Annotated in this window: 13 protein-coding genes and 1 pseudogene; 8 read left to right on the plus strand and 6 right to left on the minus strand. The window is 70.9% G+C overall.

The window, feature by feature from the left end; translation table 11 throughout:
* Positions 1–49 precede the first annotated feature (49 nt).
* From ACZ4EF_RS25570 to ACZ4EF_RS25580, 3 genes are read left to right on the plus strand one after another with little or no spacing between them, the layout of a single operon-like run.
* Positions 50–988 (plus strand): hypothetical protein, encoded by a 939-nt coding sequence (locus ACZ4EF_RS25570; protein ID WP_401305188.1) that lies wholly within the window; start codon positions 50–52, stop codon positions 986–988.
* Positions 985–3126 (plus strand): hypothetical protein, encoded by a 2142-nt coding sequence (locus ACZ4EF_RS25575; RefSeq protein WP_467506478.1) that lies wholly within the window; start codon positions 985–987, stop codon positions 3124–3126. Before ACZ4EF_RS25570 ends, ACZ4EF_RS25575 begins: the two co-directional genes overlap by 4 nt.
* Positions 3123–4055, plus strand: coding sequence for a hypothetical protein (locus tag ACZ4EF_RS25580; protein ID WP_467506479.1), 933 nt, complete (start codon positions 3123–3125; stop codon positions 4053–4055). Before ACZ4EF_RS25575 ends, ACZ4EF_RS25580 begins: the two co-directional genes overlap by 4 nt.
* A 39-nt stretch (positions 4056–4094) precedes the next feature.
* Here the strand turns inward: ACZ4EF_RS25580 and ACZ4EF_RS25585 are convergent.
* Positions 4095–4533: pseudogene (locus ACZ4EF_RS25585) on the minus strand (HAD domain-containing protein).
* 223 nt (positions 4534–4756) lie between these two features.
* Here ACZ4EF_RS25585 and ACZ4EF_RS25590 point away from each other — a divergent pair.
* Positions 4757–7984, plus strand: coding sequence for a family 78 glycoside hydrolase catalytic domain (locus tag ACZ4EF_RS25590; protein ID WP_467506480.1), 3228 nt, complete (start codon positions 4757–4759; stop codon positions 7982–7984).
* Between the two features lie 444 nt (positions 7985–8428).
* Here ACZ4EF_RS25590 and ACZ4EF_RS25595 read toward each other — a convergent pair whose 3' ends face one another.
* Positions 8429–8794 carry a hypothetical protein gene (locus tag ACZ4EF_RS25595; protein ID WP_355336472.1) on the minus strand — a complete coding sequence of 122 codons (366 nt, stop codon included), beginning with the start codon at positions 8792–8794 and terminating at the stop codon, positions 8429–8431.
* A gap of 142 nt (positions 8795–8936) precedes the next feature.
* On the opposite strand from ACZ4EF_RS25595, the gene ACZ4EF_RS25600 reads away from it, so the two are divergent.
* The 3 genes from ACZ4EF_RS25600 to ACZ4EF_RS25610 are packed head-to-tail and all read left to right on the plus strand — an operon-like array spanning position 8937 to position 10862.
* Complete coding sequence (locus ACZ4EF_RS25600; RefSeq protein ID WP_355336471.1) at positions 8937–9338, plus strand: hypothetical protein; 402 nt, start codon at positions 8937–8939, stop codon at positions 9336–9338.
* Between the two features lie 47 nt (positions 9339–9385).
* Positions 9386–10444, plus strand: a complete 1059-nt coding sequence (locus ACZ4EF_RS25605) for a hypothetical protein (RefSeq protein ID WP_467506481.1) — start codon at positions 9386–9388, stop codon at positions 10442–10444.
* Positions 10445–10481: 37 nt separating this feature from the next.
* Entirely contained in the window at positions 10482–10862 is a 381-nt protein-coding gene (locus ACZ4EF_RS25610) for a roadblock/LC7 domain-containing protein (protein ID WP_355336469.1), read from the plus strand.
* 371 nt (positions 10863–11233) lie between these two features.
* Here the strand turns inward: ACZ4EF_RS25610 and ACZ4EF_RS25615 are convergent, their stop codons facing one another.
* A complete protein-coding gene (locus ACZ4EF_RS25615) occupies positions 11234–12700 on the minus strand; it encodes a macro domain-containing protein (RefSeq protein ID WP_467506482.1) in 1467 nt (488 codons plus the stop codon).
* A 322-nt stretch (positions 12701–13022) separates the two neighbouring features.
* Here ACZ4EF_RS25615 and ACZ4EF_RS25620 point away from each other — a divergent pair, with 322 nt between their 5' ends.
* Positions 13023–13853 carry a macro domain-containing protein gene (locus ACZ4EF_RS25620; RefSeq protein ID WP_402710366.1) on the plus strand — a complete coding sequence of 277 codons (831 nt, stop codon included), beginning with the start codon at positions 13023–13025 and terminating at the stop codon, positions 13851–13853.
* Between the two features lie 109 nt (positions 13854–13962).
* Here the strand turns inward: ACZ4EF_RS25620 and ACZ4EF_RS25625 are convergent, their stop codons facing one another.
* Genes ACZ4EF_RS25625 through ACZ4EF_RS25635 form a run of 3 tightly spaced genes read right to left on the minus strand, consistent with a single transcriptional unit; the run spans position 13963 to position 16727 of the window.
* Positions 13963–14664, minus strand: coding sequence for a nucleotide-binding protein (locus ACZ4EF_RS25625; RefSeq protein ID WP_355336466.1), 702 nt, complete (start codon positions 14662–14664; stop codon positions 13963–13965).
* A 5-nt stretch (positions 14665–14669) separates the two neighbouring features.
* Complete coding sequence (locus tag ACZ4EF_RS25630; protein ID WP_467506483.1) at positions 14670–16289, minus strand: hypothetical protein; 1620 nt, start codon at positions 16287–16289, stop codon at positions 14670–14672.
* 6 nt (positions 16290–16295) lie between these two features.
* Positions 16296–16727 carry a hypothetical protein gene (locus tag ACZ4EF_RS25635; protein WP_467506484.1) on the minus strand — a complete coding sequence of 144 codons (432 nt, stop codon included), beginning with the start codon at positions 16725–16727 and terminating at the stop codon, positions 16296–16298.
* Between the last annotated feature and the right edge of the window lie 40 nt (positions 16728–16767).

The raw sequence follows: 16767 nt of genomic DNA on the forward strand, positions 1-16767 counted from the left end.
CCGGCAGTTGCACCGTCCAGAGCATCCGTCCGACGTCAGGAGCACACCTGTGAGCGTGACCGTTCCCGCCCCCTGGTCGCAGAGCCGACCGTTGCCTCCCTACCGCGCCCTCCTCGCGGTCGACGCGAAGGACTTCACCGGACTTCCGTCCGTTCTGCACGCCCCGGTGAGTGAGCTGATTCCCGAACTCGTCGATCGCGCACTGGAAAAGGCGGAGCTCAAGGACTTGAGGGACGCGAAGCGATTCCCGGCGAGTACGGGCGACGGCATCGTCTTCGGCTTCGACCCGACACATCTGCCCTATGTTCTCTGGCCGTTCCTGCCCGTACTCGACGAGATTCTCGGTCAGTACAACAGCTCCGAGGTGGGGCCGCGGATCAGGCTGCGGGCCAGCGTGCACGTCGGTCCGGTGCCGGACGCGGACGCCCCGGGCGACGGCAACGGCACCCCTCGCAACGACACACACAGGTTGCTGGACTCCCGGCAGGTCAAGGCGATGCTCGCCAATGCCAGCGAGCAGACCACGCACGTTGTCGCGATCCTCTCCAACCGTGTCTATGAGGATGCCGTAATCGGCGGATACACACAGTTGCACCCGGACCGCTGCACGGAGGTGCCCGCGACAGTGGACGGCAAGAACTTCGCCCAGCGGGCTTGGCTCTATGTCCCTTCGCCATCCGGGAACCTGCTCAGTGCGGGAGTTCCGGCGAGGGAGGAGCTCAAAGAGGCCCCCTCTGCCGACAGCGCTGACGCAGCGGTTGGTGCCCCGGCCGCTTCGGCAACGCCGGGTGTGCCACCGGCGGCCACGTATCACCGCAACAGCCAGGAAGTGGGAGACGGCAGCGCCGCGCTCATGGGGGGTGTGGGCGGGGACTTCAACTTCACGGGTCGGTCCACAACCCATCGCGCAGCCAACCAGCACTGGGGCAGCGGCGACAACGTCTCCGGCTCCAAGCACGTCGGCGGCGGTGCCGAGGACGACCGGTGACCGCGGAAACCGCAGACGCGCACGAAGTGCGCGGCGAGTGGGACATACCGCACCCTCGGGCCGAGGACGGCTCCGACCCGGCGCCCCAGCCCGCCGGGTCGGCTTCGTACCAGGGCAATCGGCAGCAGGTGGGCGCCGGTGCCGCAGCTCACATGGGCAATGTGGGACGAGACCTGAATCTTCTCATCTTCCGCGACGGCGAAGAAGCAGCCGAGAACATCCTCACCCCACGGCTACGCGAAGGCGCATACTCCGCAGCGGAGATCGAGGACCGGCTGCGCGGTTTTGTCGAGCCCCCGTCGTATCCCCGATGCCGTGCGGTGCTGGAGGACCGCGTTCTCCTGTTGCGGGGCGCCCGCGGCGCTGGTGCGGCCACCGCGGCGTTCGCCCTGCTCCGTGAGCGGTTCGGCGCCGACGGCATCACCGGCCTCGATGCCGGACAGGACCTGGCCCGCTGGCGTCCGTCCGCACCGCGTGGCTACATCCTCGCGGGCGCCACACCGCAGACCGTCGACGCGCTCAACGATGTCGTGCTGAGCGCGATGGCCGGTCATCTGGTCCACGCCGGAGCCGCTTTGGTGATCGTGGTGGACGACGATCTCGCCCAGTCGGTGAAAGCGCGAAATCGGCTGGTGGACCATGTGCGTCCGCGGGCGTACGACGTCGCCGCAGGACACCTGAAGTCCGCCGTGGAATCGGGTGAGTTGTCGCCGGATCACCTCTCATCCGCCTGGTCGTACCTCGATGACCCGGTGTTCGCCGGATACCTCGACGCGGACCAACTTCCGCAGTCCGGGGTGGATGTCGCCGAGGAACTGCGAGCCGTGGCGGCCGGCGCCCAATCAGTGGAGAAGGCTGTCACCAACCTGAGTCAGGGCGGCGCGGACGAGGTGTGCCAATCTCTGGACCAGGTGGCCGGTAAGCCGGACGAACTGGCACTGCTCGCGGCGGTCGCCCTTCTGCACGGGGAGGACCGCCAGTCGGTACAGACGTACGCGGCGGCGCTGCGCGAACGCCTCGGTAGGTGGGACACCACGCATGACCGAGCCGTCGACCTCGACGGCGACCGTACGCGTGTCCGCGATGTGCTTGTGCCCGATGTCCACGGTGCCCGGCCGCCGAACGTGCTGGGACCAAGCTTCGAAAGTCGGCTGGCGTGTGTGGAGGCGCGACTCCTGCCACGCCGACTGGTCCCCGGCGACAGTTCCAACTACTGGTCCCAAGCCGTCGACTTCCCGGCCAGGCACCGTGCGGACCAGGTGCTCCGGCAACTCTGGTGGGATCGGGCGGGCATGGAAACCCACCTTTGCGCGGTCCTTCTCAGCCGCGAGTACCAGCCCGGATACGACCTGACCGCCGGGCGGTCGATCGGACGGGTTCTCTGCCATGCCACCGGTACCAGGCCGCTCCAGCCGCTCCAGGCGTTCGCGAAGTCGGGCCTGCGCTGGCACCGCCGGCTGGCGGCATACGCCCTCGGCGAGGCGGCGCAGAACGAACAGATGGTCGGCAGGGTGACGGCACAGGTGCGGGACTGGAGTCGGGTCGTCGATGTCAATCTCCGCTGCACAGTGGCGGAGACCTGCGCGGGCAGCTTTGGCCTGGGTCGCCCGGGTACCGCCCTGCAACTGCTGCACAAGGTGCTCGACGGCCCCGTCGAGCAGGAGACCGTCAGGAGACTCTACGCGGCCGTGTCCTTCGCACTGAGGGCCCTGCTGACGGAGTCGGCAAACCGGGATCCGGTACTGCGCCGACTGGCCGAATGGTCCACCGCGCAGGTCGGCACCGGCCACCATGCCTACGCCGTGTACGTAATGGAACAACTCGGCCGCAGCGCCGTCGACGGTGGTCAGCGCACCGGCGCTCTCAAGCTGCGGCTCTCCGAACTGGTCGTGGAGCAGCCGGAGGCATTGGTTCCCCTGGTGATGGCGGCGTTGGAGAGTCCGGGCACGGACACCGTGATGTCAGCGGCGCTGACGGCCGTCGGCGAATCGCCCGACAGTCGCCACCGCGTCGCGCTGGCCGCCTTGCTCGAAACTCTCGCCGCCGAATCCACCGGGCGGCCGGGTGTTGTCGCCTTTCTCCTCACTTGGTACCACGCCCACTCTGCCGTCAGTCCTGCCGAATGGAGTCGCACATGAACGAGTCGCAGGTCTACGAGCCGCTGGTCGAAATGCCCACCTCCTCAGCGCTGTCGTGCCTGATCGCACTCCGGTGGAGTCGCGCCGTCCAGGCCCGCGCACTCGTGCTGTTGGACCCGAACGGGGAGGACCTCGTCGCCTACCCGAAGGACCGCGCGCCGGTGGGCTGGCACCCTCGGCTCGGCCTGATGAGCGCCTGGCGAGCGCCTGCGAGCGAAGCGCGATGGGTGTCGCTGCGAGTACGCGAGTGCCAGGTGGAACCGCGGACTCGCGGTCGGGATTCGGGCGGCGAGTCCGGCCGAACGTATCCCCAGAGCCTGGCATGGTGGGTGAGCGATCCCGCCGTGGTCGCCCGACTCGCCCTCACCGAGGACGAGATGGTCCGGCGGATCGTCGAAAGCGCCTCGCTCAGTGGCGTCTGGCCCGGCCTGTCCGACGCGAGCCCTTCCCCCTTCAGTTCGGGGCGCCATGATCCCGGTAAGCCCTACCGCCTGGATCCACTGGGCGTCTCCTTCCGCTTCCGGCCGGGGCGCCCGGCCCTGTCGCCGCCACCGGCCCCGCCCGCGCTGCCGTCGCTGTGGGGGGCGGACCAGCACGAGGCGTACCGGTTCTATCGCGACGTTGTGGGCGGGGGTCCCCACGGCCTGGCGGCTCTGTGGCTGCTTTACCACCCGGACCAAGCCAAGGACGTCCTGCAATGGACTGTGGATCACCAGGGGTTGCTCGATGCCTCGGACAGTTGGGAGCACTCCTTGGCGTCGATGCTCCGAGAACTGACGGGAACTCATCGAGCCTTCATCGGCGTCAAGTTCGCGGAGATCCTCAGTGCGACTGGTGTGCCGCACGGCGAGGAGACGTTGGACCGAGTTCGCCGCGCGCAGGCCGCGGCGCCCGTGGACGCTCCAGGAGACTCGGCGTGGAGGTCGTAGGACCCGTCAGGCGGACTTGGCACTCTGGGCACGGCCCCATCACTCGCCCCTGTCGGGCAGTCGGCTCAGCCACTCGTCGAGCGCCGCGAAGTCCGTGGCCGTGAGGCCGTGGTGGGGGTCGACGCGGTGGAGCAGGGTGGGGGCGGGTCTTCCCGTGGAGGCCGGGGATGTCGTGGCTTTCGGAGGGGTCGGGCCAGGAGACGAAGGGGAGCTGGGGGAGGCCGAGGAGCGGGGAGAGGGAGATGTTGGCCTCGGATACCCAGGTGGTGGCCCACACCAGCTCGCACGGCAGGGCGCTCAGGCGGGCGCCCAGGGCGGGGTTGACCCGTGCCGACAGGGGGTTGGCGTCGGGCCCGAGCTGGCGCGTGCAGGTCGGGTAGCCGTCCGGGAGCTGCTTACGCGTCGCGCCGAAGGGGATGAGCGGTCCGTCGACGTCGAGGAAGAGCAGCGGGTGGGGGTGCGGGGCGGCGGCGGTCATGGCTGCACGGTAGGCGGTGGAGGTGGGGGGATGGGTGGGGGTGTCAGGGTTTCAAATACGTTTCAATTGGGTGGGGTTGATGCTTTGTGGTGGGGCTCTTGACCCTTCGGTGGGTGGCCGCTTAGGTTCGCGGCCACGGACTTGAAACGATTTTTTCGTGGGCGACGCGTGAGGTCGACGCATGGGGAGATCGTGCCGAAGCAGAGATGCAGAGGAGACCCCGGTGATCGTGCGTGTGGTGACGGCGGTGCTGAGCTTGGTGGTCGTGGGGGTGGCGCCCGCGCAGGCCGGTGGGGCCGGGCACGGCGGCGGGGGCGGCGGGGTGCGGGCCGGGAAGTTGACGGTGGAGCATCAGACCGAGCCGCTCGGGGTGGACGAGGCCAAGCCGCGGCTCGGGTGGACGCTGAGCGCGAGCGGCGACGCGCACGGCGCCAAGCAGACGGCGTACGAGATCGCGGTGTCGAGCACGCGCGACGGCCGCGCGGATGTGTGGGACAGCGGCGAGGTGCGCTCGGCGCAGTCCTTCGATGTCGAGTACGCGGGACGGCAACTGCGGTCGCAGACGCGGTACTTCTGGCGCGTGCGGGTCTGGGACGGCGCGCACAAGGTGTCGCGGTGGAGCCAACCGGCCTCGTTCGAGACGGCGTTCCTCAATCCAGGCCAGTTCAAGGGCGGTTGGATCGGCTCGCCGACGAAACCGGCGACCACGACGCTCACCGGCGCGGACTGGATCTGGTACCCGGAGGGCAAACCGGCCGACTCGGCGCCCGCGGCCACGCGGTACTTCCGCCGCACCGTCGACCTCCCCGCCAACGCCGCCGTCACGGCGGCCCCGTTCGAGCTGACGGCCGACGACAGCTTCGTCCTCTACGTCAATGGCAAGGAGATCGCGCGCTCGCCGCAGGTCAGCAACTCCTGGAGCACGGCCACCGTCACGGACATCGCGGCCGACCTGCGGCCCGGCCGTAACGTCATCGCGGTCCAGGCCGTCAACACCTTCCCCGGCCCGGCCGGGGTGATCGGCACGCTGCACATCGACGGCTCGGCGGGCGTCCCGCCCGATCTCGTCACCGACGCCGCCTGGAAGGCGAGCGCCACCGCGCCGACCGGCTGGCAGCAGCCGGACTTCGACGACGCGGCTTGGCCCACGGCCCTGGAGGCCGCGCATTACGGCGACGCGCCCTGGTACAGCTCGGTCAGCGTCCCGAGCCCGCCCGAGCGGCTGCTGCGCAAGGACTTCACCACCGGCGGCGCGAAGGGCAAGGCCCAGCGCCCCAAGAAGGTCGCGTCCGCCCGCGCCTACGTCGCCGGGCTCGGCTACTACAAGCTCTACCTCAACGGACAGCGCGTCGGCGACCACGAACTCGACCCGGCCTTCACCGTCTACGACAAGACGGTGCTGTACGCGACGTACGACGTCACCAAGTCCCTGCGCAGCGGCGGCAACACGCTCGGCGTGAGCCTCGGCCGCGGGTACTACGCGATGACGAACCCCGACGAGTGGAACGCCTCGCCCTGGCACAGCGAGCCGAAGCTGAAGCTCGAACTCGACATCACCTACACCGACGGCAGCACCCAACAGGTGACCAGCGACGGCAGTTGGCAGGCCGCCGACGGCCCGACGCGCACCGAATCCGTCCTGTACGGCGAGACGTACGACGCGCGGCTCGAACAACCCGGCTGGAACAAACCGGGGTTCGACGCCACCGCCTGGAAGCCCGCGCTCCCCGTCACCGCCCCGGGCGGCACCCTCCGCGCGCAGGCGTTCCCGCCGATCAAGGTGACCGGCACCCTCCCGGTCAAGCAGGTCACCACGCCCAGGAGCGACGCGACAAGCACCGTCAAGGTATACGACTTCGCCTCGCCCACGGCGGGTTGGGCGGACACCGCGCTGCGCGGCCCCGCCGGCTCCGTCGTCACGATCACGTACGGCGAGAAGCTGCTCGCCGACGGCACGGTCGACAACGCCGGGCTCCAGACGTACACGTACACGCTCAAGGGCGCGGCGAGCGGCGAGAGTTACCGCCCCAGCTACAGCTACGACGGCTTCCGCTACGTACAGGTCGCCGCGCCCGCGGGCGTCACCGTCACCTCCGTCAAGGGCGAGCGGGTGCACACGGCGGTCACCGCCACCGGCGACTTCAGCAGTTCGAGCGACCTGCTCAACCGCTTCCAGGACGCCCAGGCGAACACGACGCTGAACAACCTGCACTCGATCCCGACCGACACCCCGATGTACGAGAAGCGGCCGTACGACGCGGACGCGCACCTCACCGCCGACTCCGCCATCGCCAACTTCGACATGGAGAACTTCTACGAGAACTGGATGCGCGCCCACCGCGACGACCAGAACGCGGACGGCACGCTCGGCCACACCGTGCCGGGCACCGTCGGCGCCAAGGGCGTGAACGACCCGGTCTGGTCGGCGAGTTTCGTGCTGATCAACTGGGATCTGTACTGGTACTACGGCGACATCCGGCCGCTGGCGGACAACTACGCCGCGATGAAGCTGTGGCTCTACCACTACGAGCAGACCATCGCGAAGACGGGCAACGTCTACACCGGCTTCAGCTACGGCGACTGGGTCGCGCCCGGCGCCGCGTTCCCGCCGGAGGGCACCCGGCTCTCGGGCACCGCGTACATCCACCAGACGGCCACCATGATGGCCAGGATCGCCCGCGCCCTCGGACACGGCGCCGACGCCGCGCACTTCAACGCCTTCGCGACGACGACGGCGAACGCCATCAACGCGAACTTCTACGACGCCAAGGCGAAGGCGTACTACGACAACAAGGACGCGGGCTACCGGCAGACGTCCAACCTGCTGCCGCTCAGCCTCGGCATCGTCCCCGCGTCCGTGCGCGCGGCCGTCGTCGCCAACCTCACGAACGACATCAGGACCCGTGGCCGCCACCTCAACACCGGTGCGCTCGGCACCAAGTTGATCCTCCCCGTCCTCACCGACACCGGCAACGGCGACCTCGCCTACGACGTCGCCACCAACCCCACCTACCCCGGCTGGGGTTACTGGTTCCAGGGCCTCGGCGCCACGACCATGTGGGAGGAGTGGCAGGACACGTCACGCTCCCACGACCACGCCTTCCTCGGCACGGTCGACGACTGGCTCTACCAGCGCGTCGCGGGCATCGAGCCCGCCGCGCCCGGCTACACCCGGATCACGATCCGGCCCCACCCGGTCGGCGACCTCACCGAAGCCTCCGCCCACGTCGAGTCCCCGCTCGGCCGCGTGGCCTCCTCCTGGACCTTCGGCCACGGCCGCTTCACGCTCCGCGCCGGCGTCCCCGTGGGCGCCTCGGCCCAGATCCTGGTCCCGGCCCGCACCCGCGCCGCCGTCCACGCCCCCTCCGACGCCCGATTCACCGGCCTGAAGGACGGCTACGCCGCCTACGAGGTCGGGTCCGGCGACTACGTCTTCCGCGTCGCCGGCTGACGGCGGAGCGGCGGGGCGGTGGGGCGGCACCGGCTTGCCGCCGAGGCGGCGATATCCGGCCACGGCGGCAGGGGCCGGTGAGGGGGTCGCGCGAGGTGGTTCCCGTGGGGAAAGTGGGGCCAGGGCCGGGGGCGGGAGAAATGGATTTCCCGTGCGTGGCGGGGCGCCGCCCCACATGTGTATGCGGCATGGCGCATGCCAAAACCCCGTCCCGCGGAATCTGTCGACCGTGTGACGGGCGGGGTGGATGTTTTGGCTGAGGCCGGTTGGGGCCCGTTGGGGCCGGGCTGAGGGAAAAGGGAATTCGGCGGGCGGAAATTCACCGACGGGCAAATTCCGTCCGCATATTCCGTCCGGCAGGGCCGGTGGAGCCGGGGGTGCCGGTGGACCCCGGGGAGCCGTTGGACCCGACGCGGCGGATGGGGCGGGTGGAGCCGGTGGGGCTCAGACCTCCAGGCCGTTCTCGACCTGCTTGAGCACGTGCCGCGCCAGGGCGAGGTTGGCCCGGCTCCGGTCGAGCGCGAGGTAGAGGAAGAGCGAGCCGGTGCTGCTGCCGAGCAGGCGGATCAGGTGGTACTGGGTGCCCAGCGTGATGAGGATGTCCTCGATCGTGTCGTCGATGGCGAGCATCGACAGCGTGCGGACCTTGGCGCGTACGACCTCGGTGTTGCCTGCCGCCGCCACCTCCAGGTCCAGGCCCCGGCCGCCGCCGAGCGTGCCGAGCGCCATGCCGCTCTCGTAGTCGACGAGCGCGACCCCGATGGCGCCTTCGACGGACATCGCTTCTTTGAGTGCCGACTCAATGTTCACGGGAATTCCCTTGGTTGTGCAGGTCCATGGGTGTCGCGGACCGTACAGGCGAGGATCGGCGTGAGCGGAAAACAGCTATGCGCGATCACAGGTGAAAGAGTTCGGCGTTAAAGTACTCTGCCAGGTGTTCGAAAGTGAAGGGGTGCCTGTGGACGCGCTGGAGTCGGTACTCGGCGAAGTCCTTTCCGCTGCCGGGACGTCAGGGACTGCTGGGACCTCGGGTGCGTCCGGGACGTCCGGTGCGGCCCTGGTCGACGCGGTGACCGGTCTCACATACGCCGAGAGCGGGGACTGCGCGGTGGCCGGAAACGGACCTGAGGTCTGCCGTCTGCTGAGCCTCATCGAAGACGGGCTGCACGAGGCGGGAGCGGAGGGCGAGTTGGAGAGCGTGGTGGTGACCGGGCGGCGGACGTACCACGTCGTGCGGGTCGTGGCCCGGCAGGGCGACCCGGTGCTGATCTCCACGGTGCTCGACCGCGCCGACACCAATCTGGCGCTGGCCGCCCGGCACATCGCCACGGCCGCCGAGGGCCTGTTCGCATGACGGCTGACAGCGGGACCGAGCCCGACGACGTGTCCGAGCCTGAGTCCGTGTCCGTGTCCGAGCCCAAGTCCGAGCCCTGGGCAGGGTCCGAGCGGGAGATTCCGTCCCCCGCCCCCGCCCCCGCGCGCTCCGACGCCCCGGTCCTCGACCACCCCGACGCCGAGCCCTCGCCCGATCCCTCGCCCGACTCCGACCTCGACCCCGAGCTGCGCGTGCCCCGGAACGTCCCCGCTCTCCTCGCCCAGCTCCGCCAGGAGCGCTTCACCGGAGCCGTCACCGTCGAAGGCGGCCCCGGCGGCACCCTCTTCCTCCGCGAAGGACTGGTCGGCGCCGTCGAGACACCCGCCGCCCCCTCCGCCCGGTCGCTGCTGCTGAAGTCCGGGCGGATCGACGAGCGGGAGTGGGAGGCCGCGCTGGCCGCGCTCCCCGAAAACGGCGAACTGGGCGCGGTGTTGACCGCGCGCGGATCGGTTACGGCGGCGGAGCTGTTCGTCGTCTGCACCGCCGCGCTCTTCGACGGCGCCTTCGCGATGGCCCTGCAACCGGTGACCGGCTGGCGCACCGACCCGGAGCACGACCCGGGACACGGTCCCGCACGCGGCCCCGAACTGGCCGCCTGGCCCGGCCAGGAGCCCGCGCGCCTGACCGAGGAGACCGCGCTGCGACTGCGGACGCTGCGCGAAATGGTGCCGTCCGTAGGGGAGTTCGCGCGCGGTGCGGTCCGCGCGGAGGCCAGGTCCGACGCGGACCGTATCGGCGAGCGCGGCCGTACGCTGCTGCTCGCCGCCAACGGCCGCCGCACACCGCGCGATCTCGCGTTCGCGCTGGGGCGCGGGGTGTACCCGGTGATGCTCGACCTGGCCAGGATCGCGACACGCAGGGCCGCCGCGCGCGACGACGACCCGCTCGCGCCGCGCCCGCTGCTGACCGCGCGGGCCGCCGACCGGCAGTCACCGCCGCCGCCAGGCGCCGACGACAGGCCGCTTCCGCGCCGCCAGCCCGGCGGCCAACTGCCGTCCACACGACCGCCGTCGGAGCGCAAGCCGCCCGGTCACCCCCATCACTCGTCACCGAACCACCCGTCACAGAACAACCTGTTGCCGTGAGCGGGACAGCGACCGGCCTGCCCGAGGAGAGTGCACCATGACCAGTGCCGCCCCTTACGAAGCGCTCGTCGCTTCGCTCAAGTCCCTGCGTGAACGCGTGATGGGCGTCAACGAAACGGTGATCTCCACCTCGGACGGGCTGCTCGTGGCCGCCGACACCGCGACCGTGCAGCCCGAGTCGGTGGCGGCGCTCGCCGCCGCGAGCCTCGGCGTCGGCCGCCGCACGGCGGCGGAAGTCGGTCTCGGCGGCCTGCGCGACGTCGTTGTCCGCTGCAACGGCGGCTACATCGTCGTCCTGTCCGTCGGCGAGCACGCCCTGTTGGTGATCCTCGCCGACGAGGGACTCGACCTGCCGGGCCTCCACCGCGAGTCCCCGGCGACGGTCGACCACCTCGTCTCCCTCCTCAGCGCCGCCTGACGCCTTCGGCCCGGCCGACATCCAGGCCCGACACCGCCCGACACGGTCCGACATCGCCCGACACGGTCCGGACACCGACACGGTCCGGACACCGGCCCCGACACCGACACGGACGCGGCCCCGACATCGCCCCGCATCGGAAGCGGGGCGGAAGCGCCCGGCGGGTACCCGCGGAAGCGCCCGCCGCGGTCGACTGAGGCGTGCGCGGCCGGCCGGGCCGACGCCTCGGGCGGGACGGGGACGGGCAGATGGGCGGGTACAGCCGGTCGTACGGTACGGGCTCGGGGACGCGTACGGTCGCGGCTACGGCTACGGCTACGGCTACGGCTACGGCTACGGCCACGGTCGCGGCGACGACCACGCACCCGCCGTCACTCGGCCAGGTCCGCCCCCGCGAAGGGCTCCGGGACCCTCTCCGCACCCCCCGCGACAGCCCCCTCCGCGACCCTCTCCACCACCGGCCGCCCACCCGGCTCCGCCACCGCCTCCCCGTACCGCTCCTCGAACCGCCGCTCCACCGGCGACAGATCCGTCCTGCCCAGGTCCTCGGGCCTGATGACGATCCGCAACTCCGGTGTCAGCGCCGCGTATCGACGGCACGCGCCGATGAACGAGTCCACGATCAGGGCCGCGAGCTGCCCGCGGTCGAGGTCGGTGACGCGCGCGAGTCCGGAGCCGATGAGCGGGACGGCCAGCGGCTTGAACAGGCCGTGCACGGCCACCGAGGCCCAGAGGCTGTCCAGGCTGGCCCGCAGGTCGTCGTGGCCGGAGTGCGCGACGAGGTCGTTGCCGATCCGCGAATACGCCGTCGCGAAGACCCGCCGTCCGTCCACCGGTACGGCGACGGTCGTGCCCACCGGGTACCGCACGCGCCGGCCGCGCGGTTTGGCGCGGCTGGTCTCCGTACCGACGGCGGGCACCGCGCGCAGCCCGGCCCGCAGCTTCTCGTCCAGCAGGCGGCGCTGGCCGGCGAAGAGCCGGTCCACGAGCTGGCCCTGGACGCTGCCGCGGCTGATGACGACGTCCTCGTCGGTCGCGGTGTCGAAGGTGTCGGTGAAGCCGACCACCAGATTGGCGTCCGTCTGGTCGAACAGATCGCCCTGCACGAGCACGACGTCCACTTGTCGGCCGGGCAACGGCACCGCGTGGCGCAGCAGTTCGGCGCCGTGCCGCGCGCGCAGGGCGGTCCGCAGGGCTTCGAGCGTGCGGGCCGCGTCCGGGTCGCCGGGATGCTCGCGGGCGATCAACTCGGCCACCGGCAGGGCGAGATCGGGGCGGCCGAGTTCGGTGCGGGAGCGGACCAGGCCGCGCCGGGCGGAGTCCTGGAGCGCGGTGAGCCGCCGGACGAAGTCGACGGCGAACGCCTCCCCGTTGACCTCGGCAAGCGGCCGTCCGCGCACCATGCCCAGCGCCTCGGCCAGCCGGTGGGCCGCGGTCGCGGGCGGCGCGAGCAGCGCCTCGCCGACGACCGCCGTGAACCGCGCGCTGTCCAACTCCTCGGCGCGCGGCACCAGTCGGTACGCGGTCTCCGCGCCGCCCACGGTGACCTGCTGCTCGGTCCGCAGCAGCCGGGCGGCCGTGCCGTCCTGACCCGGATCGAGGGCGCGCCGCAACTCCAGGACACGCTTTTGCACCTCGTTGCGATTGCGCTGTGCCTGATGCCGCGGCTCGTCGGCCAGCCCCCAGACGTCGCGGCGCAGTTGACGTACGGGAACGGCCTCGCCCTCGGCGGCCACCAGCCGGACCAGCAGCCGGGTCGTGAGCGGTGTCAGCCGTACCGGAAGACCGTCGACTTCGAGCAGTACGGGCCCCAGCACATTTATCCGAACGTGCGTCATTGCTTTCCCCACCCGTTTCCGCCTCCCTCGACGCAAACTCCCGGAGGCGAATGCCAGATTATCAAGCCGCCTTGGAAAAACCATGAGTTCCGCTGATCCCACAGGCCCGGTTCCGGCCCTCCCGCCGGCAGGGGTGCGGCGCAGGATGCGCGTGCGCGCGCGGTTACGCGTGCGGTTACGGCGCGGATCGCCTACCGGGCCGCGTTCCCCGTCGCTTCCCCCGCCGCGTTCTCCGTCGCGTTCTCCGTCGCGTTCCGTGTTACGGACTCGGCTCCGCGCTCGCTTACGGTTGCGTGTGGCGCGGCGCGCCCGGCAGATCTTCGTGCGCAATGCCATTGCGGCATTCGGCGGAATATCCGCGGTCCTCCAGTTCGTGGGGCAGCTCTTTCCCCAGAGCTTTCCCGATCCGGCCCCGGTGACCGCGGCATCGGTGGCGGCCTGCGTGCTGTGGGGCATCGGCAGGGCCCGGCCGGTCACGCGCGTGCGGCAGGAGTTCCGGCGCCCCGACATGACGGTGGTGGTCGAGGAGGGCGACCTGTTCGAGCAGGCCGCGCACCTCGTGATCGGCTTCACCGACACCTTCGACACCGCCCCCGAGGGCGGCCTGGTCATCAACGAGGCGAGCGTCCAGGGGCAGTTGCTCGCCCGCCGCTACGACGACGACCTCCCGCGCCTGGACGCCGAGTTGGACGCGGCCCTCGGCGCGGTGACGCCCGTCGCGCGCGAGGACCGGGCCCGCAAGCCGCTGGGCAAGCTGGACCGCTACCCGATCGGCACGGTGGCGGTCCTCGGCACCCGCCCGCGGCTGACGTTCGCGGCGGCGTACAGCCGTATCGGCAACGACTACGTGGCCGCGTCCAGCGTGGAGGACCTCTGGTTCAGCCTCAACCGGCTCTGGGACACGGTGAGTCGGTACGCGCGCCCGGAGGCGGTGGCGATGCCGCTGGTCGGTTCGGGGCTGTCCCGTCTCGACTACCTCGACCAGGACAGCCTGTTGCGGCTGATCCTGATGTCGTTCATCGCCAGGTCCCGCGAGGGCGCGGTCTGCCGTGAGCTGCGGGTGGTGGTCCGGTCCGCGGACCTGGAGCGCGTCAACATGCCGGAAGTGGCCGCTTTCTTGCGGACGTTGGCGTCGGGCGTCGACCGCGCGTAAGGCGGACGCCGGATGGTGCGTGCGGACCGTACGAGAGGGGGCGGCCGGTCTCCGGCCGCCCCTGCTCCGTCCTGCGAGGTGATGCGGTGCGTGTCCGGCGGGCCGCGTGTCAGGCGAGCCGCCGATAGGCCGACAGATTCTCGAAGTACGACGTGTCGCGCCAGTCGGAGCGGCTGTCGTCCACCGGGCACTCGGCCACCTTCAGCCGGGCGACGACCTTCTCCAGCGACGACTGCGAACCGTCGAAGCGGATCACGTTGAGGCCCTCGATGTCGGTGGCGTGCCGCAGCCGGCCCACCTCGACGATGACCGTACGCGCGCGGTACGCCATCAGCACCATGCCCAACTCGATCAGCACGTTCTGCCGGGGCTGCCCGGTGTACTGCACCTCGTCCACCCGCTCGTAGTCACCGAGGAGTTCGGGGTGCAGCTTGGCGGTGTCGTCCGGGGTGAGCAGCACGAGCGCGGCCTGCGCGAGCGACGGCGCGTTCGCGATCACCTCACCGATGTAGGGCGAGGTCTTGCCGGTCGCCCGCACCAACTCCTCCCACTCCAGCGGGCGCAGGTCGAGCCGCCGCAGCAGCCCGAACATCGCGAGCCGCGCCTGTTCGTCCCGGCCGTGCACGACGAAGACGTTGCGGCTGCGGAGGCCGTCGTACGGCGTCGGCGCCGGGGAGTCCGGCCGCGCGGTCCCGGTGGCGGCCGGCTCCTGCGCGGCGGCCAGAACAGGACGGTATTCGTACCCGAAGTGCTCATTTCCGGAACCGGAAACGGTCATGCGCTTGTCCTGGTGATCCATTTCGTCGCCCATGCCGCTCAATCCCCTTGGCCGTTCGCGGTTCCGCCGTTGCCCGGCGCGTACTCGTAGCCGAAATTCCTGTTGTTGTCGCCGGAGACGTGCATGCTCTTGTCCTCGTAGTTGAGGATGTTGTTCTGCGCCCTGTCGTGGTCGGTGAGATCCACATTGTGGTCGTTCAGGAACGTCCGGATGATTTCCAGCAGACGGCGCTCGACGATCTGCGTGTACTTCACGGCGTCGGACTTCTGGAAGAAGGCGTGGTAGTAGTCGTTCGTCGCCAACTCGCGCACGCTGGTCAGCGCACCGCAGTTGACCGACTTGGTCACGTAACGCCCCAGGCGGAATTCGCTGCTGTCGACCGAGGTCACGCTCGTGCCGATCCGGATGGAACTGGGGCCGCGGCGGCCGGGCCGGACCAGGGAGCGCAGCGGCGACGGCAGGAAGCGCTCGGGCAGCAGCCGCAGCGGCGAGAGCAGCAGGCTGAACCCCCAGCGCGGCGTCGCCTTGACCATGTCCCAGGCCACCCGCACCGCCAGCCGCCCGTCGAAGGCGTCCGGCAGCCGGTCGACCAGGTGGAAGTCCTCCACGAGCGGCCCGAGGACGTACGGGTAGAACTCGGTGTGGAGCGTGTTCCCCTTGAGGTCGAAGCCGACGAAGATCGAGGTCACCAACTCCTCGTTCCACGAGCCGATCCGCACGCACAGGTACTCGCGCGCCGAGTCGTAGTCCTCGCGCCAGTGCAGGTCCGGCAGATCGCCGATGCCCGGCAGCCGGGACCAACCCTCGCCGCTGGTGCGGTCGTTGGTCCGGATCGCCGTGGTGAAGCGGCGCCGCTCGACGGCCAGGCCCTCGATGCGCTCGCCCGGCTTCGCGCCGTCGCGCAGTTCGGCGGCCATCCGCTCGCCGACGTATGCGGTGATCTTGTCCACGGTGAACGGCAGGAGCGGCTTGTGCTCGTCGGTGTCGAGACCCGGCGCCGTCCCCTCGACGTCCCGCTTCCCCTCGTGGTCCCTGGACTTCAGGCGCAGCTTCCGCGCGCCGATGAGGAGTTGGGCGTTCGCCCAGTCGCGCAGCGGTTCGCCCGCGCCGACGAACGGCCGGAAGCCGCCGTAGAAGACCAGGCTGTCGCTGGCGGACTGCTCCCGGTCGATCTTGCGGATCAGGGTCTCGGTCAGGCGCGCGTTCGCCGGGTACGCCCCGTCGAAACCGCCGTCGGTGCCGGTCTCCTTCAGCCGCGTCATCAGGATGTTCAGGGTCACGATCCGGCGCAGGTACGCCAGCGCCCACAGCGCCCAGAACACCAGCAGGACGGCGATGACGGGATTGACCGCACCGCTCGCGGTCAGGATCAGCGCGGCGACGACCGATCCGGCGCCCAACCACCGTTGCAGACGCCGCAGTCGGCGGGCGGCGAGGGCGTGCGCGAGGACGGACACGTTGTCGTAGCCGTAGGACGGCGCGACCACGCGGAAGCGGTTGCGTAGCAACTCCCGGATGACGGTGCGGCGGTAGACGGGGTCGAGGTACGTGCCCGCCGACAGCAGACGGGTCGCCTTCGTACGGGCGTACGCGCGGGACACCGGCGGCGCCTGCGGGGGCTCGGCGGTGTGCGGGAGCACGGTCCGGGTGACGGTCATGGCGGCTCAGCGCTCCGCTCTCAACAGGTCGTCGGCGGCGGCGCGGTGTGCGGGCGCGCCGTGGGCGGAGCTGACGCCGGTGCGCGCCCCGGAGGTGAGGCCGCTCGTCGGGTGCAGCGCCGAGCCGGCGACGAGGGCGATCAGCGCGATCAGCAGCAGGGGCGCGGCGGCGACGACCAGCCCCCACCCGCGCGCGGGCCCGGCGCTCGGTATCAGGCCCACGTGCCGGTACGGCGTCGGACCGGGCGCGGACACGTACGGGGGGAACTGCGCCGGTACGGAGTCCGGTTCGGAGGCCCGTACGGGTACGGGTACGGGTGCGGACGGCGGTGTGGACGGCGGTGTGGACGGCGGCGCCGATGGCGGCACCGGCAGGCCGGCGGATCTGGGATACGGGTACGGATTCGGGTCGGGGGACGGCAGGCCGGGGTCGCTCATGGACCACTCCAACGGTCGGTGCGGTGTGCGCCCGATCCCG

It is taken from the genome of Streptomyces sp. NPDC025721, from assembly GCF_055558595.1.

What these genes read in the sequence shown, in the direction of transcription:
- ACZ4EF_RS25580 (WP_467506479.1), top strand. Translation starts at nt 3,123, where the DNA reads ATGAACGAGTCGCAGGTCTACGAGCCGCTGGTCGAAATGCCCACCTCC.
- ACZ4EF_RS25610 (WP_355336469.1), top strand. Translation starts at nt 10,482, where the DNA reads ATGACCAGTGCCGCCCCTTACGAAGCGCTCGTCGCTTCGCTCAAGTCC.
- ACZ4EF_RS25615 (WP_467506482.1), bottom strand. Translation starts at nt 12,700, where the DNA reads ATGACGCACGTTCGGATAAATGTGCTGGGGCCCGTACTGCTCGAAGTC.
- ACZ4EF_RS25625 (WP_355336466.1), bottom strand. Translation starts at nt 14,664, where the DNA reads ATGGGCGACGAAATGGATCACCAGGACAAGCGCATGACCGTTTCCGGT.
- ACZ4EF_RS25630 (WP_467506483.1), bottom strand. Translation starts at nt 16,289, where the DNA reads ATGACCGTCACCCGGACCGTGCTCCCGCACACCGCCGAGCCCCCGCAG.
- ACZ4EF_RS25635 (WP_467506484.1), bottom strand. Translation starts at nt 16,727, where the DNA reads ATGAGCGACCCCGGCCTGCCGTCCCCCGACCCGAATCCGTACCCGTAT.